Here is a 20,218-nt window from a genome sequence, read left to right as displayed (position 1 = left end):
AAAAAATATACTACAACTTTTTAATATTTAGCATCAAATTTTGCTAATTACAAATTATACTAGTTAAAAATTCGAAACAAAAACCCTACAAGCAGTCAAAATAACTATTACATAAAAGGAAATCAGGATGATCATTGGCGTACCTAAAGAAATAAAAAATCATGAATACCGCGTTGGCATGATCCCAGCGAGTGTTCGCGAATTAATATCTCATGGCCATACCGTTTTTGTCGAAACAAAAGCAGGCTCTGGCATTGGTTTTACCGACGATGACTACATCGCGGTAGGCGCATCTATCCTTCCTACAGCTGAAGACGTTTTTGCTCAAGCTGATATGATTGTTAAAGTTAAAGAGCCACAAGCAATTGAACGAGCAATGCTACGTGAAGGGCAAATTTTATTCACGTATTTACATCTTGCACCAGATTTTCCACAAACTGAAGACCTAATTAAGAGTAAAGCTGTCTGCATCGCATATGAGACTGTAACAGATTATATGGGTCGTCTGCCACTATTAGCACCAATGTCTGAAGTTGCTGGGCGAATGTCTATTCAAGCAGGCGCCCAAACTCTTGAAAAATCGAATGGAGGCCGTGGTTTACTTTTAGGCGGTGTACCTGGCGTTGAACCGGCAAAAGTCGTCGTCGTTGGTGGTGGTGTTGTTGGTGCTAATGCTGCACGAATGGCGGTTGGAATGCGTGCTGACGTGACGATTTTAGATCGTAACATTGATACACTTCGTGCTTTAGATGAAGAGTTCCAAGGCCGTGCTAAAGTCGTTTATTCGACCGTTGATGCAATTGAAAAACATGTATTAGAAGCTGATCTAGTTATTGGTGCAGTGCTTATTCCAGGGGCTGCAGCACCTAAACTGGTTACCGCAGATCACATCAAACGTATGAAACCTGGGGCCGCTATAGTTGATGTTGCTATCGACCAAGGCGGTTGTTTCGAGACCTCTCATGCAACAACACACGCTGACCCTACCTACATTGTTGATGAAGTGGTTCATTATTGTGTAGCAAATATGCCAGGTGCAGTTGCACGCACCTCTACTTTTGCACTTAATAATGCAACCCTTCCATACATTATTAAGCTGGCAGATAAAGGCTACAAAGCTGCGCTTCTTGAAGATAAAGGCTTCTTAGATGGCTTAAACGTTATCCACGGTAAAGTTACATGTAAAGAAGTCGCAGAGAGCTTTGATTTAGAATATGTCTCTCCAGAAACAGTACTTACCGCTTAAAAGACATATCCTATAACCAAATCATTTGAGGGCTCCTACTATGGCGCCCTTTCTTTACGTCAATAAATTCCATACAATCATCTGATACTAAAGGATGGTGAGCACCTCTGTGCTCCCTACCCTTATTTTTCTGTTTTCATTGATTTTAGCTCGGAGATCTTATGAGCAACGTAAAGCATTCTAAATTATTGATCCTTGGCTCTGGCCCTGCAGGCTACACAGCAGCAGTTTATGCCGCTCGAGCGAACCTTAATCCTGTGATGATCACAGGCATGCAACAAGGCGGACAGTTAACGACCACCACAGAAGTTGAAAACTGGCCAGGCGGCGCTTCAGATATGACAGGTCCTGGCTTAATGGAAGAGATGAAAGCTCACGCAGAGCGTTTTAATACTGAAATTATTTTTGATCATATTAATGAAACCGATTTTAGCCAGCGCCCTTTCCGTTTAAAAGGCGATTCTGGTGAATATACGTGTGATGCATTAATTATCTCTACAGGTGCATCTGCTAAGTATCTAGGCTTAGACTCAGAAGAAGCATTCAAAGGTCGAGGCGTTTCTGCTTGTGCAACCTGTGATGGTTTCTTTTACCGTAACCAAAAAGTAGCGGTTGTTGGTGGCGGTAATACTGCAGTTGAAGAAGCATTGTACTTATCAAATATTGCGGCTGAAGTTCACCTAATTCACCGTCGTGATTCGTTCCGTTCTGAGAAAATCTTAATTGATCGTCTAATGGACAAAGTAGAAAACGGAAATATCATTCTTCATACCGACCGTACATTAGAAGAAGTACTCGGTGATGATATGGGTGTAACAGGCGTAAGATTAAAAGATACAAAATCAGACGCAACTGAAGACTTAGAAGTCATGGGCGCATTCATTGCTATCGGTCACCAACCAAATACCGCTATTTTCAATGATCAACTTGATATGGAAAATGGCTATATCAAAGTAAAATCAGGCCTTGAAGGCAATGCAACTCAAACTAGCATTGAAGGTATTTTTGCTGCGGGCGATGTAATGGACCACAATTACCGCCAAGCAATTACCTCTGCCGGTACTGGTTGTATGGCAGCATTAGATGCAGAGCGCTTTTTAGATGCGTTAGAAGCAAAAGAAAGTTAAACTATCCTCTAGTTAACGTTAAGCCCGAAGCAAATCCTTCGGGTTTCTTTTGCTCATCTTATTTTACTGATGTACATATGGTTTCTTATATTCAAATTATTAAAAAAGAAATCGTAACGTAGATAAAATAATACAAAACGTAAGCCTTCATATTATGGATAAAAATCAACAACGCGAGTTAGGACAATGGCTTAAAGGTCAGAGTAAACTTGCAAAAAAATGGCTAACCCTCACTATTGGGCTTGGCTTTCTTTCTAGTCTTTTTCTCATAGCACAAGCAGCATTACTTGCTGACATCTTGCATCAACTTATCATTGAACAAGTTGATAAATATGAACTCATTCCCCACTTTGTAGCCATTCTTGCTATTGTTGCTATTCGTGCAGCGTGCAGTTGGGGCCGTGAAGTCGCAGGTTATCGTTGTGGCGAGCACATTCGCATTCATATTCGTCAATTAATATTAGATAAACTGCAAGAATTAGGCCCTGCCTACATTAAAGGGAAACCAGCTGGCACTTGGGCCACACTATTGCTTGAACAAGTCGAAGATATGCAGGACTTTTTCTCTCGCTATCTTCCTCAGATGTCTCTTTCTGTTTTAATTCCTTTCGTTATTTTAATTGTAGTCTTCCCTCAAAACTGGGCTGCCGGTTTAGTGTTCTTATTAACTGCACCATTAGTTCCTTTATTTATGGCACTCGTTGGTATGGGAGCAGCAGATGCTAACCGTCGTAACTTTAAAGCACTACAACGCCTATCAGGCCACTTTTATGATCGTCTACAATCGATGACGACCATTCGTTTATTCAATAAAACAAAACAAGAAACCGAGCATTTACACGGTGCATCTGAGATCTTCCGTAAACGAACGATGGAAGTATTAAGACTGGCTTTCTTATCGTCAGCGGTATTGGAGTTCTTCACCTCTATTTCTATTGCTATCGTTGCGGTCTACTTTGGTTTTACCTTTATTGGAGAGTTAGATTTCGGTCATTATGGAACTACCGTTAGTTTATTTACTGGTTTATTTATCCTGATTCTTGCTCCCGAGTTTTACCAACCATTACGAGATTTAGGAACATTTTATCATGCCAAAGCACAGGCCATTGGGGCCGCAGAATCTCTGGTTGAATTCTTAAATACAGACACCAACACGCAAACAAATGGTGATAAGAAAGTGTCTGATTCAACAACGCTTGATATTCAGGTTACCGATCTCATCGTTACAACACATGATGGTAAAAGATTATTAGGTCCTATTAGTTTCCATTTACTTGAAGCTTCTCAGACGGCTTTAGTTGGCCCAAGCGGCGCAGGTAAAACCAGTTTAATTAATGCCATATTGGGGTTTTTGCCTTATCAAGGCAGCATCAAAATTAATGGCACTGAACTGTCTGAACTAAATCAAAAACAATGGTATCAAGATATTAACTGGGTTGGTCAAAACCCAACCCTAGTTCATGGCACTATTGAAGAGAATATGACCTTAGGTAAACAAGGAATAACTCAAGAACAACTTGATTTAGCAAGTAAACAAGCCTTTGCCAATGAGTTTATTGATGAACTTGGTTACCAGCACGCTATTTCAGATCGCTCTGGAGGATTATCTGTTGGGCAAGCTCAACGTCTAGCATTAGCTCGTGCGCTTTTACAGCAAGGTCGTTTATGGATTTTAGATGAACCAACAGCCAGCCTTGATGCAAAAAGTGAACGTCTAGTTATGAAAAGCTTAGACGAAGCAACTCAAGGATTAACAACACTGATGATCAGTCATCGCCTAGACCAATTGCACGCAATGGATACGGTGCTAGTTATGGATAAAGGCCAAGTGGTTCAATCTGGCTCATTTGATGAAATTAAAGACTCCGGCTTATTTGCAACCATGCTTGCCGCAAAACAACCAAAGCAAGGTGATCTTGATGCGTGATTTACTGCCTTATATTAAATTATATAAAAAACACTGGTTCGGCCTAACTTTAGGTATGCTACTTAGCTTTGCTACTTTGTTTGCATCAATAGGCTTATTAACGCTTTCAGGTTGGTTTATTTCAGCCTCAGCGATTGCTGGATTAACCATTGCTCGTGAAACCTTTAATTACATGCTACCTGCAGGCGCTGTACGTGGTTTCTCTATTGGTCGAACAGCAGGACGCTGGGGTGAGCGAGTAGTCAGCCATAATGCGACCTTTAAGCTCCTTACTGAACTGCGTATTTTCTTCTTTAAAAAGTTAATACCACTCATTCCAGGCCGCTTTTCAAAGCTGCGTGATGCCGATTTATTAAACCGTCTCGTAGCAGATGTAGATGCGATGGATCATGTCTACCTACGACTTATCAGCCCTATAATTGTGGGTACATTAGGCATTATTGGCTTAACCGCTTTTCTTGCATGGTTTGATGTCACTATTGGTCTTACCCTTGGTGCTATCTTATTTGCGCTGCTCCTTATCTGGCCAACCCTGTTTTATAAACTAGGTAAACAAAACGGTGCAGATCTGACACAAAATAAAGCTACTTTAAGAATTAAAACTTTAGATTGGCTTCAGGGTAATGCTGAACTGCGTATCTTTGGTGCTGAAGAGCAATACCAACAACATATTCTAGATGCTCAAGTCGCACTGCTATCAAATCAACGCCACATGGCAACATTAACTGGTTTAGCGAATGGATTATTGCTTTTAGCTAATGGCTGGACACTACTGCTAATGTTGTGGATTTCTGCCGATGGTATTGCTGGTATGACGCCAGACCCAATGGTGGCTATGGTTGCCTTTGCTACAATGGCAAGCTTTGAATTACTAATGCCAATTGCTGGTGCTTTTCAATATTTAGGGCAAACATTAAGCTCAGCTCGTCGATTAAATGAAATTATCACAGCGGAGCCTGATACTGTTTTTGATGAAAATGGCGTGACTCAAGAGATAAAAGGTAATCTAACCATCTCTGATGTGAGTTACCAATACCTAGATGCAGATACCGATGCCATTAAGCACATCTCATTAGATTTACTTGCCGGTCAGAAAATGGCAATTGTCGGCCAAACGGGGTCAGGTAAATCAACCCTTCTGCAATTATTGACTCGTCAATGGGACCCGAAATCAGGGGCAATTTATATTGATGGTGTTCAGCTGCCTAAGTGGAAAGAATCAAGCTTACGTAGTGCAATGTCGGTTGTTAGCCAACGTGTTGATATTCTTAATGGTTCATTAAGAGATAACCTTTTACTTGCCAACGATACCGCAAGCGATGAAGAGTTAATTAAGACACTAAGTAAAGTCGGCCTAGACGATCTTACTCCTGACGAAGGCTTAAATACGTGGCTTGGAGACGGTGGCCGTCAACTTTCTGGTGGTGAGCGTCGTCGAGTAGGTATTGCACGCGCATTACTACACAATGCCCCTATTGTTTTATTGGATGAGCCAACCGAGGGGTTAGATCAGAAAACAGAACAACAAATCATGTCAGTTTTAAATGAGCACATTAAAGATAAGACGGTTGTCTTTATTACTCACCGTTTAGTGAACCTTGAGCAAATGGATAATATTTGCTTAATGGACCACGGTAAAATTGTTGAGCAAGGCACACATAATACCCTACTATCACTGAAAGGGGCATACCACCAATTATGGCAGCGCTTCTAAATAATACAGAACAACTATTTATCTAGATTGATATAGCTGAAATAAAAAAGCCGATACTGTTTATTCAGTATCGGCTTTTCGCTATGAGTTACTTAAAATAAAAAATTACGCGTATTGTGCTTCAAACGCCTTCATAAATTCAACTAACGCTTGCACACCTTCTAATGGCATTGCGTTATAAATTGATGCTCGCATTCCACCGACTACTCTATGCCCTTTCAATGCTTTCAAGCCAGCATCATCTGCCAGCGACAAAAATTGTGCATCTAACTCAGGATTTGCTAATTGGAATGGTACATTCATTAGAGAACGATTATCTGCATGAACATCATTACGATAGAAGTCTGATTGGTCAATATAATCGTATAAAGCGGCTGCTTTCTTACGGTTATGAGCTTCCATCGCTTCAATGCCACCGTTCGCTTTTAGCCATTTAAATACTAAACCTGAAAGGTACCAAGCGTATGTTGGCGGTGTATTGTACATCGACTCTTGTTTTGCCAACACGCCGTAATTTAATACACTAGGAAGCGCTTCTGCAGCAAGATCAAGTAAGTCATCACGTACAATAACAATCGTCAAACCTGCAGGACCAATATTCTTTTGGGCACCAGCGTAGATCACACCGTATTTTGATACATCAATTTGACGCGACAAAATCGTAGACGACATGTCAGCAACAATTGGTTTATCTGTTATTGGTAAATCATTAATTTCAATGCCATCAATCGTTTCATTTGGGCAAAAATGCACATAAGCAGCATCATCACTTAATGCCCATTCAGCGGCAGGTTGAACCGCTTTTTTACCATCAACATTAATAATGGCTTCGATTACATTAGGTGAACAATATTTTTTTGCTTCAGTTACCGCACTTTGCGCCCAATAACCCGCATCGACGTAATCTGCTTTTGTATTACCATCAAGTAAGTTTAATGGAACAGCTGCAAACTGTGCTCGCGCACCACCTTGGCAAAATAACACTTTATAATTGTCAGGAATTGACAATAAATCACGTAGATCTTGCTCTGACTCTTCTGCGACTTTAATAAATTCTTTACTACGGTGGCTAATCTCCATCACTGAAGTGCCTAAGCCGTTCCAATTCACCAATTCCTTTTGAGCTTGGGCTAGAACGTCTACTGGCAGCATTGCTGGACCAGCACAAAAGTTAAATACTTTTTCCATGTTTCTCGAAGGCTCCTGCTATCTATAATAAATTGAAGGTTTAAATATTGATGTAGAAATTAATACCACCTTTTGATCCACAAAGAAATCATAAAGTGATCTAATTCACTAAATTGCTCGAATAATACTAATCCAGATAAAAAAATAGCTCACCGAGGTAAGCTATTTTATTTCTATGCTTTCAGGTTACTGTAGGTAACTTAAAAAACCCAACAACATAAATAATGGCATTTTCTGACCATTCAATAATTCGATCTGGCCATCAGAAATAGTCGCAGCTAATCGGTAATTATCACCTTCTTCAACAGCAAATTCATTAATAAGTAACTCATCCATTTGCATGCGAAGCTCTGGCGTTTCATCCACTAACTTTTTAGCAATGACTAATTCAGTAGAGCCTGTTACTGTTTTAATTAACTGATCAGCATTTTGTGATGCTCTCGCCGTACCTGCTGGTAACATAAGCAAAATATTACTGTTTAATTTACTACCAAGTACTTCAGCACTGAATTCATTAATATTAACGTTAAACCCTTTCGCAGCAAGCAGGTCAAACGACAGGAGTAACTTCTCAATATTCTCATTGGTCAATTCCTGCTCTTGAAGCAGCGGAACTAGTGCTTTTAAACCATCATAATTTAGGTTTTCGAAACTAACATCAAAAACGCCTTTTTTAACTACACCAGCATCTGTCAGAGCCTCTTCTAAAGTCAATCGATTCTGAGTAGTAAAGCTATTTTCTTCTGCTTTATCTTTTACTTCCGTTAGCTGATTTACACTCGTGTATTTAAGCCCTTTAATCTCATTATGGCTATTACTTGCAATATCACTTAGCGTCAATTTATCTAAAGCAATGTTCGCTTCACCTATAAAAATATCATCTATATAATGGCCAACACTTTGACCAGCGACATTATCAACAATCATTGCAGATTGGTTATCTAAACGCAGCTCTGTTTTAGGTAGTTGGTATGACAGAGAGAATTGACCGTCTTTCTCAATCGTTGCTGATAATTCCGCCGCAGCTAAAAACAGCTTTTCAACCCCTTGCGCTTGTAAATCCATAGTAGCAAAATTAGTGTCTTTACTTGTCAGTAATAAGTTTGTAGTTCCCGTTAACTTACTGTCTGTTGTCAGAGTTAATCCTTGAATAAATTCAGAGGTATCTTCTGTGCTTACAAATTTAGAGACTGAAGAAACAGAAAATAAGCCATGAGAGATATCGTGATTAACTAAAATTTCAGTTGGATAACCTGCTTGTTCTAACTCCTGACTTAAACCTTGATCAATAACATGAATACGGCTTTGTGCTTGAGAACTAAGGTAGCCTCTATCATAAGATACAGATTCAACCTCAATAATCGCATTATGATACGAAGCAATACCATCTTTAAAAATCGCCTCTCCAATCTTCCCTGTCGCAAATGGCCAGCAAGTAACAAGAGCTACAGCACCGCCAATCGCAGCGTATTTTTTTAATTCATTCATATTGTTATCCAAGTTTTATCCATTTCAATCAGTTTACCTAACTCATAGAGCGCAATACAGTTCTATTTAATAAAACAAATAGAAGCTTGCAAATATAAACCTGGCGTATATTTTGCTTAATTATAAATTAATAAGCACTACGTTAATTTTTTGACTCTTGCAGTAACTCCAAATTTTTGTATATTCCTATCTAGCAAAAATAGTCATTTCTGTTAGTATTTAGGATAATTTTTTGGTTACAGCACTAATTTGATAGGTTTCAAACATCATGATCCGTAAGACACTTTTAGCTTCAAGCCTAATGTTCATTTCAGCAACATCTATGGCAGCAGATAATGATCCAAACAATGCAATCATGAGTAACTTCAGTTACGATTATGTTGAAGCTCGCATTGGATTTAGCCCATCAACATTCGGTGCTGGTTTTAGTAAATCAATTCACCCTAATGCACACGCGATTGTTTCAATCGATTCTGAATTAGATGGCGATTACGATTTAGCAACTGGCCTTGGTTTTCACGCTCCTGTAAATAACTGGGCTGATATTACTGGTGAAATGCTACTTCGCGTTGTTGATGATAACAAACACTACAAAAATGACACAGGCATGGAACTTAACTTAGGCGTACGCCAATGGTTAGGTCCTCAACTAGAAGTGGGTGGTAAAGTAGGTTACTTATCAATTGATGATAACGATGATACGCTGTTTTCAGTATACGGTCGTTTCCACTCAACAGAACTATTTTCAATTGGTGCTGAAGGTCGTTTTAACGGTATTTATGGCGACCAAGTAATGCTAACTGCACGCTTTAAATACTAGTTTATAGTATATCAATCTACATAAGTATTTGAAGAACTACTTATCCAGACATGGTATTAGCTCGTAAATTTAAAGTGTAAAAAAACCTCGTTATGCCTTCATACTGAATGGATAACGAGGATTTTTTATATAGCAGACTATAACTCTAACTAAACTATCTAATCTAACAACTTCCCAAACGAACATTAAACCTGCTGTAATAATGCTTTTTTCATTGGTTCTTGAAGTAACGTCCAGTGCACCCCTGATTCTGCACCTGCAAATTTCCATAATAATTTTACATCTACGTCACCGCCATAAGTTGTATTTACTTTTTTAAATACATCAACAGCACCGATTTCAAAAAATGAGCTTACATCAGGAACACCCGCTTTTTTTACCATTCTTTCTAGCGTTAATTGCATATTAGGCAGATCACGTAAACGACGATTTTCTTTTGACTTCTTAAACTCTCGTTCAAGTCGTGAATTTTCCATAGTTTCTTGAATAATCTCCATCAACAAAGCAGAGTTCTTCTCAAATAGGTCACTAACATCAAAATAATTAACAGTCGCAATAGTGGTTTTCTTTACATGCTTAAAACGTTCACAACCTAGCTTCTCAAATTTGTTATCGACATCCCCACCACCACGAACATACAAACGTCCTTCTGTGACAAGTGAAAACATAGCATCATCAGTGAATAAGCCAACACCACCGAACATTGAGCGTTTATTGAATCGACCTAGTTTTTTTACAAAGTTAAAAAAGCGTTCCTCTAAATGGTTCATTTCGATCTCCTTGATCTTAAACTTAGCGACCCCCGTCCCTGTCATAAATTTGACACCAAGCAAGTGGATATTAAACATACAACTGCAATTTATCTATTATTTTTCTTATAAGCCATGAGTTTACTGTATTTTTTATTATTACGGTCACACATTGAAGCATTAATTTATGAAACAAAGTAAGTTTTCTTTCAGGCCGATATCACATTATAGTCTCATATTATTGCCTGATGTTTCATTGACAGCGCTCACATTAATCATTCACTTTAGTTATATTATGTAACTTATTTATCTTTTCGTAATAACAGTAAACCCCTTTTGGTTTTTACTTCATGTCTACTTCTTAGCAAATGATCTCATTTCATTGAGTTTTTTTTTAGAAACGATAAAAATCCTGTATCATTCAGGTATTACTCAAAGATATGAATTAACAATGAATCATCTATCCTTTTTTTGGTTATCTCATGATAAAGAAAAGGTACTGGCAGCTTTAAGAACTGAATTTAGCCAAATGGCATCTCAACGCATTTCATCAGGTGATATCCAATTACCACCAATCCCTGATGTTGTTCTTAAAATCCAAAAGCTATGTACCCTTGAAGGCACATTAATTAAAGATGTATCTGATACTCTATTAGAAGACCCGAGCCTCACCGCTATTGTTATTAGAATGGCAAACTCTGTGGTCTTTAATCGACGAAATATTACTTGTACCGATGTATTAACGGCAGTTTCACGTCTCGGTATTTTTCGCGTGCGTGATATTGTAACTGCACAAGCTATTGAACAATTAAAGCACTCAAGTGATCTGAATAAAGAATGTAACTCTCTATTACGTAAAAGTGCAGCTCGCTCTCGTGAATTTGCGGCAGTAATGACCATGGTATGTGAAGAGATAACAAAAGCGTCTGAAGATGGCTCTCTTGATTACCTTGAGCCAGAAAAAGCACTTTTAACCGGATTACTTGCGGATATAGGTTTATTTTGCCTTGTTAATCAATACTATGAATATCTTGAAAATGGTAATTATCTAGATCTTGAATTAGCGGTCTATATTTTTAACAAAGAGTGTAATGACACCAGCTATCATGTACTCAATCACTGGCAGTTTGATGGTGACTTTTTAGCCGTAGCAACCAATGACGAAAAATCTTCTGACTCTAGTTATCCTATTAATTACTTAGACATTGCTCGTATTGCCAGCCATCTTTTGATGTTTAGAAACAAAGATGACGCCATTGATGATCATGACGTTGAAATTACATTAGAAGGCGCAGAAGCCCTCTACACACTAAGTAATCTAACCGATAGTCAATTTAAAGATAGAATCAAAGAAACATTAAGAAGTAGTGGTTTGTAATTTAGTTACATCAAAACAGCCAACTTATATTGATGTCGTTAAAAAGCCTTGATATTCTCAAGGCTTCTTCATGGATGAGGTTTAGATCATGCTTTCTGGAATGTTATTTGTTTTTTTACCACTGCTTTTTGGTTATTTAATCCCATTACACAAAAAACAACCTCTTCAATATATTAATGCTGCTACCAGTCATTTAGTAACGATTATACTTGCCCTTATGGGGTTAAGCCTCGCTGCACTTGATAATTTAGCACAAAACTTAAATCAAATATTAACGATAACAACAGCCTTTTTTATCTGTATTAGTGTATGTAACCTAGCCATATTACCAATAATGGATAAACTTTTTCCTCTCAACTCAGAGGGGAACAAAAACACCCTACCTTTATTTAAAATGATCTTAGAATCAGCCAAGCTATTACTCGCCGTGGCGGTTGGTTTACTCTTTGGTTTAATCAGCGGTGTTGATTTATCTTGGGTTGAAGAAGCCAGCGAATTAATTCTACTTATCTTGCTTTTTTTGATTGGAATTCAACTTCGAAACAGCGGTCTATCACTTCGTCAAATCTTGTTAAATAAACACGGAATAATCATCGCCACAGTGATCCTAACGACCTCGTTAATAGGTGGGCTTATTGCTGCACTTATTTTAGGCATTCCTTTGCAGCATGGTTTAGCAATGGCATCAGGGTTCGGATGGTATTCTCTCGCAGGCATTTTAATGGGTGATGCATTAGGGCCAGTCTATGGTGGTGCTGCCTTCTTAAATGAGTTAATGCGAGAATTAGTAGCGCTATTGTTGATTCCAACCTTGATTCATCGCTACCCAGTCACTTCAATTGGTTATGCGGGAGCAACAGCAATGGACTTCACTCTGCCTGTAATTCAAAATTGTGGAGGCATACGCTGTGTTCCTATTGCGATAGTGAGTGGCTTTATTTTAAGTCTATTGGTTCCGTTTTTAATGCTATTTTTTGTTTCTCTATAATATACAAATAGTAGGGAAGCGTCACATTGTGAGTTGTTTCAATTGCTTTTAATGTCACTCTCCCTACAATCAAAATTAATAATAATGATTCATTCTTAAGGATTTGTAATGAAACTTGCCGCGCTCATTTTACCTTTCGCTTTACTAGCTACCTCTGCTCAAGCAGCTAATACTGAATGTTTAAGTGACAAATACAGCCAATATGTTGATGCTTCTTTAACTTGGTATGAAGAGCTGATTGCTATTACAGTTAAAAAAGATCCAAATTTAGAAAGTGTTGGCGACTGGTTTCTAAAAGGCCGTAAACATCATTTTGAATTAAATCGTGCAGCGGTAGACTTTTATTTAAAGAATGAGCCTTCAAAAGTAAAAACAAATCAATCTATCGAATCATGGTTACAACTTAACCAAAAAGAAATAAAGTCACTTTCCATGAACGATGATGCATTAGGCAAAGTAGCAAAAATTACCTTTGACGATCGCCAAGCACCGCCACATAAACAAAACTACGAATTGCGTTCTGCTTTTGCAGACATTCTTAGCCACCCAAAAGAAATTGATGCTCCGCTAAAAGCCTATAATAAAACAATCACCCAAATCAGCGATATTAGCTGCAAATAATTTGTTTATTAATTCAACAAAGCGCTTAGTTTTATAACAATTTATGCTCTCATAAGTCCATGTGGCACATTTAGACAAGACATTTTTCTTATTTTGTTCTAAATTGTGCCCTTAGTCATGGGCAAAGAGAACGCAACTTTGCTTTTTTAATCACCAACAGAATAGAACAGATACCATGGTAACAGACAACAAGACAGCGGATGCCAATTTAGAAAGCATGCTGCGAATTTTTACTGTTCCGGAAGCGCCCGATTCGACTCTTGGAAAAATTGAGCAAGAACTCTCTCAAAACCTGAATCAATTCTTACGAGAACATATAGTTGCAGAAGAGAAGCCTCTAACTGAAATCGAAAAAGATTTTACTGACTCTTCAATGCCAGAAATACCTACTTATGTTTCTGAACATACCGAGCACTTATTAGATAACCTTGTATCTCAATCTGTTCATACTTCTGCTCCAAGTTTTATCGGTCATATGACCTCTGCATTGCCTTATTTCTTAATGCCGTTGTCTAAAATTATGATCGCTCTAAATCAAAATTTGGTTAAAATTGAAACATCAAAAGCATTTACTCCGCTAGAGCGTCAAGTTCTAGGGATCTTACATCGCCTTATTTATGGCGAGAAAGATGCATTTTACCAACACTGGATGCACAGTGCAGATCACTCTCTGGGGGCATTCTGTTCTGGTGGAACCATTGCAAATATTACCGCACTCTGGGTAGCAAGAAACCGACTATTTAAACCAGATGGTAATTTTGAAGGTATTGCTAAACAAGGCCTATTTGCTGCACTGACTCATTACAAATGCAGTGGTCTTGCCATTTTCGTTTCTGAACGAGGCCATTACTCACTCAAGAAAGCAGCCGATGTTTTAGGTATTGGTCAAGATGGAGTTATTGCAGTCAAAACCGATAATAACAATCGTATTTGTTTAGATGATTTACAGTTAAAAATTGCTGCCGCAAAAGAGAAAAACATTAAACCATTGGCGATTATTGGTGTTGCTGGTACCACAGAAACTGGCACCATTGATCCACTACGCCAACTTGCAAAAATTGCTCAAAAAGAGGCATGTCATTTCCACGTTGACGCCGCTTGGGGTGGTGCAACATTAATGTCAAATACCTATCGTCATCTATTAGATGGTATTGATTTAGCGGATTCAGTAACTATTGATGCACATAAACAGCTTTATGTTCCAATGGGGGCAGGTATGGTTATCTTTAAAGATCCAGAACTCATGTCTTCGATTCAACATCATGCTGAGTACATCTTACGAAAAGGCTCAAAAGATCTAGGGCGACATACACTTGAAGGCTCCCGTAGCGGAATGGCGATGCTATTATACTCTTGCTTTAATGTTATTAGCCGTCCGGGTTACGAGCTATTAATTAACCAAAGTATAGAAAAAGCAAAATATTTCTCTGAGTTGATTCAGCAACAAGACGATTTTGAGATCGTAACAGAGCCAGAGCTTTGTTTACTGACTTATCGTTATGTCCCATTAAAAGTGAAACAAGCATTACGCTTAGCTAAGGATACAGAAAGAGCTGACATCTATGAGCATTTGGATAATTTAACAAAGTACATCCAAAAAACGCAACGCGAGACCGGAAAATCTTTTGTTTCTCGAACACGATTGACTCCAGAGGCTTATCAATATAACCCTACGATTGTGTTTAGAGTTGTTCTTGCCAACCCGTTAACCACAAAAGAAATTTTACAAAGTGTACTTATTGAGCAAAGAGAAATCGCTAACAGTAGTGAGATCTCGTTGCCTCAGCTTCTTGCTTTAACAAACTCAATTCTATCCCGCGCTAACTAACATTAGCACTTGAAATTCAAAGGCGACTTTATCCATATAAAGTCGCCTTTTTTGTAATTATTTTCCTTCAAATTTGAAATTTAATCACAGAAAACCATATTATTTGACATTAATGATATCTATTCACTCAAATAGACTTTCTAAATTGAAAGTTTTTTTAGAGTTCTGTCATACTATTGTTATAAAAATACACTCAACTTCGTCATTTGTTAGAGGCAAACAATACAAACGTATATACTAAATATAGATAACAGCGTTATAACCTTAACCAGAATACCCTCTATTCTGGCTAAGGTTATACCAAGGGCAGGATGTAAGAAGAGCGACTATGAATACGATTGAAAAAATACAGAATAATTTAGATAACTTTAGTAAATCAGAACGCAAAGTTGCTGAAGTTATTATGTCATCACCGCAAACCGCCATTCACTCTAGCATTGCTACATTAGCAAAAATGGCAGATGTAAGTGAGCCTACCGTTAACCGTTTTTGTCGCCGCTTGGACACTAAAGGATTTCCTGACTTTAAACTGCATTTAGCTCAAAGCTTGGCGAATGGCACACCTTACGTAAACCGTAATGTTGAAGAAAACGATGGCCCTGACGCCTATACCCATAAGATTTTTGAATCAACAATGGCTTGTTTAGATGTTGCAAAAAACAGCCTAGATCCAATGCAAGTAAATCGCGCTGTTGATTTATTAACTCAAGCAAAAAAAATCTCTTTCTTCGGTCTTGGTGCATCGGCTTCTGTCGCTCATGATGCGATGAATAAATTCTTCCGTTTCAATATTCCAATTACCTGTTTCGACGATATTGTAATGCAACGCATGAGCTGTATTAACAGTACTGAAAATGACGTAGTCGTTCTTATCTCACACACAGGTCGCACCAAAAGCTTGGTCGAAATTGCAGAGCTAGCTAAATCTAATGGTGCTACAGTTATTGCGATTACAGCAAAAGACTCTCCCCTTGAGAAAATGGCATCACTGGCAATTTGCTTAGATGTTCCCGAAGATACGGATGTATACATGCCAATGGCGAGCCGTGTAGTACAAATGACAGTTATCGATGTATTAGCGACAGGCTTCACCCTTCGTCGCGGCGCTGGTTTTAGAGATAACTTAAAGCGAGTTAAAGAAGCATTAAAAGATTCTCGTTATGAGAAAGACAACATTTCACACTAGTCTTATTTTCAACCTCTAGTTTTATTGTAAGAACTGACTCTATTGTCGGTTCTTTTTTTATAAATCTAATTAATTTTAATCGCCTTTCCGTATACAAAAACATCAAGATCAATAGATAACCCCTATCAATCAAAGAGGTAAAACCGTCTTTACTTTGTTTAAATCAACAGGCATAGTGTACTTATTGATTGCGAGTATTACGCATACGTTACTAATTTTTTTGGAGTTAATACTATGTTTGTTGTTATTTTTGGTCGTCCTGGTTGTCCATTCTGTGTTCGTGCAAAAGAGCATGCTGATACACTAAAAGAAAAACGTGACGATTTTAACTATCGCTATGTTGATATTCACGCTGAAGGTATTTCTAAAGCAGATTTAGAAAAGACAGTAGGCAAACCAGTAGATACGGTTCCACAAATTTTTATCGACCAAGAGCACATTGGTGGCTGTACTGAATTTGAAGCATATGCAAAAGAAAAACTAGGTCTATTTGATTAATAAATAACCTAGACTAATGAACTTTGAATCACCGCTCTTTAGCGGTGATTTTTTTTTCATTTTCTTTATAAATATGGTTATACATTCGCCATTTTTAAGTTAGACTTGCATCACACTTTCTTCTTCAATATTTCAGGCAAAATACAGTGAACATTGATGTTGCGACCTTGTTATCGCAAAACGATATCTTACTTTTATTCGTTGTTCTCGCACTCGGCTTATTTATCGCTAAAGTTAAAATCGGTAGCTTTCAATTAGGCAGTTCTATTGGTGTTCTTATCACCGCCCTCTTTATGGGAAGTCTTGGCTATACTTTTAGTGCAGACTCTCTCAATATCGGGTTCATGCTATTTATTTTTTGCGTAGGTATTGAAGCAGGACCAAACTTCTTTGGTATCTTCCTGCGTGATGGTAAACACTACCTATTATTAGTATTGGTTGTATTAACCTCTGCTGTCGGGCTCAGTTTTTTAACCGGTCATTACTTCGAACTGGATTACGGTCTTTCAACAGGTATGATGGCAGGAGCGCTTACAGCAACCCCAGTATTAGTGGGTGCTAAAGATGCTTTGAATTCTGGTTTAGCCTCGCTTCCTGAAGGCGTAGAGTTCAGTAAAGTAATTGATAACCTAAGTGTTGGTTATGCCTTTTCTTATTTAATTGGCTTAACTAGCTTAATTTTATTGGCTCGTTTACTGCCTCAATTGCAAAAACAAAACCTGCAAGACAGCGCAATGCAAATTGCTCAAGAACGAGGAATAGGCAGCGCTGGCCAACGAAAAGTTTATCTCCCTATTATTCGAGCTTACCGTGTTGGCCAAGAACTCATCGACTGGACAGATGGTAAAAACTTACGTGAGCTAGGCATCCATCGCCAGACTGGTTGTCACATTGAACGTATTCGTCGTAATGGTATTCTTGCGAACCCAGATGGCGATTATATCTTGCAACAAAGTGACGAAATCGCTCTTGTTGGTTATCCAGACAGTCATGCTCGTCTTGATCCTAGTTTCAGAAACGGCAAAGAAGTATTTGATCGCAACCTATTAGATTTGCGTATTGCTGAAGAAGAGATCGTGGTAAAAAATGACAATATTGCTGGCAAGCGCCTATCTGAATTAAATTTATCTGAATACGGTTGCTTCCTAAACCGAGTTGTTCGAGCGCAAATTGAAATGCCAATTGAGCATGATATCGTACTCGCAAAAGGAGACATCCTTCAGGTAAGTGGTGAGAAAAGTAAAGTTCACCATATCGCAGACAAAATTGGCTTTATCTCCATCCATAGTCAGGTATCAGATCTGCTAGCGTTCTGTAGCTTTTTTATACTTGGGATCATGTTTGGTATGATCACAATGAGCTTTGGTCAAGTGACTTTTGGTTTAGGTAATGCGGTTGGCTTATTGATCTCAGGGATCACTTTAGGCTTCTTACGAGCAAACCACCCTACCTTTGGTTATGTACCTCAAGGGGCACTAAACATGACCAAAAACCTTGGTTTGCTTGTTTTCATGGTGGGTATTGGACTTAGTGCCGGTGGCAATATTATTGAATACTTCTCAGAAGATGGTCTTAAAGTATTAGCCGCGGCATTAATAGTTAGTGTTATTCCCGTAATTCTTGCGTATCTTGTTGGGGCTTATATCCTGAACATGAACCGCGCATTATTAATTGGTGCCATCATAGGGGCGCGTACGTGTGGACCAGCAATGGATGTTGTTAACGAACACGCTCGCAGTACCATCCCAGCACTAGGCTATGCGGGTACTTATGCCATTGCGAATATTCTGATGACCGTAGCAGGTACCATCATGATACTGCTAGCATAATGCTAATATGTAAGAATAACTCTAAATAAATACCATTAAGCAATAAAAAAACCCAGAATGAACGCTCATTCTGGGTTTTATTTTGTCTACTATTTACTAATTATTTAGAAATTAGATATCAGCAACATCAAACTCAACCATTGGGTTTACGTCAGCGTCGTAATCAACACCTTCAACACCAAAGCCGAACAGTTTTAAGAACTCTTCTTTATACTCAACGTAGTCTGTTAAGTCTTTTAGGTTCTCAGTCGTTACTTGAGGCCATAGCTCGCGACAGTGTTTTTGAATGTCTTCACGAAGCTCCCAGTCATCCAAACGTAGACGGTTTTGATCATCCACTTCTGGAACAGAACCATCTTCTTTGTATAAACGTTGGCTAAACATACGTAAAATTTGCTCTTGGCAACCTTCATGTACGCCTTCTTCACGCATCTTCTTAAATACCATTGCGATATAAAGAGGCATTACAGGGATCGCAGAACTTGCTTGAGTCACTACTGACTTAAGAACAGCAACGTTTGCCGTGCCACCTGTCGCTGAAAGTTTCTCGTTTAGCGCTGCCGCTGCACGATCTAAATCCATCTTCGCTTTACCTAGCGCGCCGTCCCAGTAGATAGGCCACGTTAACTCAGTACCGATGTAGCTGTATGCAACTGTTTTACAACCATCAGCTAAAACACCTGCTTCAGATAATGCGCTCATCCACAGTTCCCAATCCTCGCCACCCATTACGGTAACTGTGTCTTGGATTTCTTGCTCTGTAGCAGGCTCAACTGATGCTTCAATGATCGCATCTTTATTAGTGTCAACAGCCGTCGCTGTGTACGTCTCACCAATAGGTTTTAGTGAAGAACGAATAACTTCACCTGTTTCTGGCATTTTACGCACTGGAGAAGCCAGAGAATAAACCACCATATCAATCTGGCCCAAATCTTCTTTAATTAAGTCGATTGTTTTCTGTTTTGCTTCGTTAGAGAACGCATCGCCATTTAAACTCTTAGAGTATAGGCCTTCTTCTTTAGCAAACTTATCAAATGCCGCTGAGTTGTACCAACCTGCAGTGCCTGGTTTCTTCTCAGTGCCTGCTTTCTCAAAGAAAACACCAATTGTTGATGCACCACCACCAAAAGCAGCTGTAATACGAGAAGAAAGACCATAGCCACTTGAAGAGCCAACAACTAAAACACGTTTAGGTGCGTTAGCAATTGGGCCTTGCGCTTTAGTCAGGGCAATTTGTTCTTTCACGTTTTGCTCACAACCAATTGGGTGAGTGGTTGTACAAATGAATCCACGAATTCTAGGTTTGATGATCATGTTCAACTTTCCTTTTAATAATTACCTTCTAGGATAAAAGGTTCTTCTCCAGTTCGCATCCGATTTATGAAAATTTTTGTCAAAATAGTGAGTGGTTGGAGGTGTGTCGCCAGTTTTAGAGAAAAAAAATGGAAGTATCTTCACTTTTTTTCTCTATTTGAATTTTATTTTGAACTTTCTCAGCAAGCTAGAGTCTGAATTTATGTTCATAATTCCACTGCTTTTTCTTGATTAATTCAAGTAACCCACTATCTGCCATTTTGGCGCTTATCGATAGTGGGTTTTTCTTTATTAGAAAGATTAAAATCTCGCTATTC

At 38.6% G+C, this 20,218-nt stretch carries 16 protein-coding genes; 12 read left to right on the top strand and 4 right to left on the bottom strand.

The genetic code is table 11. The features are described from left to right. The first annotated feature begins 127 nt into the window (after window positions 1–127). The 4 genes from ald (at window position 128) to cydC (ending at window position 6,014) form a co-directional block, all read left to right on the top strand. Window positions 128–1,246, top strand: coding sequence for an alanine dehydrogenase (gene ald, locus PVK71_RS08645; RefSeq protein ID WP_274418028.1), 1,119 nt, complete (start codon window positions 128–130; stop codon window positions 1,244–1,246). Window positions 1,247–1,407: 161 nt separating this feature from the next. Next, window positions 1,408–2,373: a thioredoxin-disulfide reductase gene (trxB, locus tag PVK71_RS08640; protein ID WP_274418027.1), complete on the top strand. Its 966-nt coding sequence runs from the start codon at window positions 1,408–1,410 to the stop codon at window positions 2,371–2,373. 154 nt (window positions 2,374–2,527) lie between these two features. Then, window positions 2,528–4,300, top strand: a complete 1,773-nt coding sequence (cydD, locus tag PVK71_RS08635; protein WP_274418026.1) for a heme ABC transporter permease/ATP-binding protein CydD — start codon at window positions 2,528–2,530, stop codon at window positions 4,298–4,300. Beyond that, the gene (gene cydC, locus PVK71_RS08630) at window positions 4,293–6,014 is read left to right on the top strand and encodes a heme ABC transporter ATP-binding protein/permease CydC (RefSeq protein ID WP_274418025.1); all 1,722 of its coding nucleotides are present in this window, start codon (window positions 4,293–4,295) and stop codon (window positions 6,012–6,014) included. Before cydD ends, cydC begins: the two co-directional genes overlap by 8 nt. Before the next feature lie 105 nt (window positions 6,015–6,119). Here the strand turns inward: cydC and serC are convergent, their stop codons facing one another. Both serC and PVK71_RS08620 read right to left on the bottom strand, forming a co-directional pair. Further along, entirely contained in the window at window positions 6,120–7,202 is a 1,083-nt protein-coding gene (serC, locus tag PVK71_RS08625) for a 3-phosphoserine/phosphohydroxythreonine transaminase (RefSeq protein ID WP_274418023.1), read from the bottom strand. Between the two features lie 186 nt (window positions 7,203–7,388). Then, window positions 7,389–8,690, bottom strand: a complete 1,302-nt coding sequence (locus PVK71_RS08620; RefSeq protein WP_274418021.1) for a DUF945 family protein — start codon at window positions 8,688–8,690, stop codon at window positions 7,389–7,391. A 268-nt stretch (window positions 8,691–8,958) separates the two neighbouring features. On the opposite strand from PVK71_RS08620, the gene PVK71_RS08615 reads away from it, so the two are divergent. Beyond that, entirely contained in the window at window positions 8,959–9,510 is a 552-nt protein-coding gene (locus PVK71_RS08615; RefSeq protein WP_274418019.1) for a hypothetical protein, read from the top strand. A 185-nt stretch (window positions 9,511–9,695) separates the two neighbouring features. Here PVK71_RS08615 and PVK71_RS08610 read toward each other — a convergent pair whose 3' ends face one another. Then, a complete protein-coding gene (locus tag PVK71_RS08610; RefSeq protein WP_274418115.1) occupies window positions 9,696–10,325 on the bottom strand; it encodes a TfoX/Sxy family DNA transformation protein in 630 nt (209 codons plus the stop codon). A 385-nt stretch (window positions 10,326–10,710) separates the two neighbouring features. Here PVK71_RS08610 and PVK71_RS08605 point away from each other — a divergent pair, with 385 nt between their 5' ends. The 7 genes from PVK71_RS08605 to PVK71_RS08575 all read left to right on the top strand — a co-directional run bounded on the left by PVK71_RS08605 (window position 10,711) and on the right by PVK71_RS08575 (window position 18,587). Beyond that, window positions 10,711–11,637 carry an HDOD domain-containing protein gene (locus tag PVK71_RS08605; RefSeq protein WP_274418018.1) on the top strand — a complete coding sequence of 309 codons (927 nt, stop codon included), beginning with the start codon at window positions 10,711–10,713 and terminating at the stop codon, window positions 11,635–11,637. Between the two features lie 88 nt (window positions 11,638–11,725). Continuing rightward, the gene (locus PVK71_RS08600) at window positions 11,726–12,625 is read left to right on the top strand and encodes a lysine exporter LysO family protein (RefSeq protein WP_274418017.1); all 900 of its coding nucleotides are present in this window, start codon (window positions 11,726–11,728) and stop codon (window positions 12,623–12,625) included. Window positions 12,626–12,733: 108 nt separating this feature from the next. After that, the gene (locus PVK71_RS08595) at window positions 12,734–13,246 is read left to right on the top strand and encodes a hypothetical protein (protein WP_274418015.1); all 513 of its coding nucleotides are present in this window, start codon (window positions 12,734–12,736) and stop codon (window positions 13,244–13,246) included. 175 nt (window positions 13,247–13,421) lie between these two features. Next, complete coding sequence (gene panP, locus PVK71_RS08590) at window positions 13,422–15,074, top strand: pyridoxal-dependent aspartate 1-decarboxylase PanP (RefSeq protein WP_274418013.1); 1,653 nt, start codon at window positions 13,422–13,424, stop codon at window positions 15,072–15,074. A 328-nt stretch (window positions 15,075–15,402) separates the two neighbouring features. Continuing rightward, entirely contained in the window at window positions 15,403–16,260 is an 858-nt protein-coding gene (locus PVK71_RS08585) for a MurR/RpiR family transcriptional regulator (protein WP_274418012.1), read from the top strand. 234 nt (window positions 16,261–16,494) lie between these two features. Then, the gene (locus PVK71_RS08580) at window positions 16,495–16,758 is read left to right on the top strand and encodes a GrxA family glutaredoxin (RefSeq protein WP_130043185.1); all 264 of its coding nucleotides are present in this window, start codon (window positions 16,495–16,497) and stop codon (window positions 16,756–16,758) included. Between the two features lie 146 nt (window positions 16,759–16,904). Then, a complete protein-coding gene (locus tag PVK71_RS08575) occupies window positions 16,905–18,587 on the top strand; it encodes an aspartate:alanine antiporter (protein ID WP_130043184.1) in 1,683 nt (560 codons plus the stop codon). Between the two features lie 111 nt (window positions 18,588–18,698). On the opposite strand, the gene fabV is transcribed toward PVK71_RS08575, so the two are convergent. Further along, the gene (gene fabV, locus PVK71_RS08570; RefSeq protein ID WP_130043183.1) at window positions 18,699–19,901 is read right to left on the bottom strand and encodes an enoyl-ACP reductase FabV; all 1,203 of its coding nucleotides are present in this window, start codon (window positions 19,899–19,901) and stop codon (window positions 18,699–18,701) included. Window positions 19,902–20,218 lie beyond the last annotated feature (317 nt).

The organism is Aliivibrio sp. S4MY1 (assembly GCF_028765545.1).
GTDB lineage: Bacteria > Pseudomonadota > Gammaproteobacteria > Enterobacterales > Vibrionaceae > Aliivibrio.
Note: the sequence above shows the minus strand (reverse complement) of the source record. Positions and strands in the feature narration are given on the sequence as shown.

Bases quoted from the DNA above. Each gene is read 5' to 3' on its own strand.
- PVK71_RS08610 (WP_274418115.1), bottom strand. From the start codon at position 10,325: ATGACAGGGACGGGGGTCGCTAAGTTTAAGATCAAGGAGATCGAAATG.
- cydD (WP_274418026.1), top strand. From the start codon at position 2,528: ATGGATAAAAATCAACAACGCGAGTTAGGACAATGGCTTAAAGGTCAG.
- cydC (WP_274418025.1), top strand. From the start codon at position 4,293: ATGCGTGATTTACTGCCTTATATTAAATTATATAAAAAACACTGGTTC.
- PVK71_RS08615 (WP_274418019.1), top strand. From the start codon at position 8,959: ATGATCCGTAAGACACTTTTAGCTTCAAGCCTAATGTTCATTTCAGCA.
- panP (WP_274418013.1), top strand. From the start codon at position 13,422: ATGGTAACAGACAACAAGACAGCGGATGCCAATTTAGAAAGCATGCTG.
- ald (WP_274418028.1), top strand. From the start codon at position 128: ATGATCATTGGCGTACCTAAAGAAATAAAAAATCATGAATACCGCGTT.
- PVK71_RS08580 (WP_130043185.1), top strand. From the start codon at position 16,495: ATGTTTGTTGTTATTTTTGGTCGTCCTGGTTGTCCATTCTGTGTTCGT.
- PVK71_RS08585 (WP_274418012.1), top strand. From the start codon at position 15,403: ATGAATACGATTGAAAAAATACAGAATAATTTAGATAACTTTAGTAAA.
- PVK71_RS08595 (WP_274418015.1), top strand. From the start codon at position 12,734: ATGAAACTTGCCGCGCTCATTTTACCTTTCGCTTTACTAGCTACCTCT.
- fabV (WP_130043183.1), bottom strand. From the start codon at position 19,901: ATGATCATCAAACCTAGAATTCGTGGATTCATTTGTACAACCACTCAC.
- PVK71_RS08600 (WP_274418017.1), top strand. From the start codon at position 11,726: ATGCTTTCTGGAATGTTATTTGTTTTTTTACCACTGCTTTTTGGTTAT.
- PVK71_RS08620 (WP_274418021.1), bottom strand. From the start codon at position 8,690: ATGAATGAATTAAAAAAATACGCTGCGATTGGCGGTGCTGTAGCTCTT.
- serC (WP_274418023.1), bottom strand. From the start codon at position 7,202: ATGGAAAAAGTATTTAACTTTTGTGCTGGTCCAGCAATGCTGCCAGTA.
- trxB (WP_274418027.1), top strand. From the start codon at position 1,408: ATGAGCAACGTAAAGCATTCTAAATTATTGATCCTTGGCTCTGGCCCT.
- PVK71_RS08605 (WP_274418018.1), top strand. From the start codon at position 10,711: ATGAATCATCTATCCTTTTTTTGGTTATCTCATGATAAAGAAAAGGTA.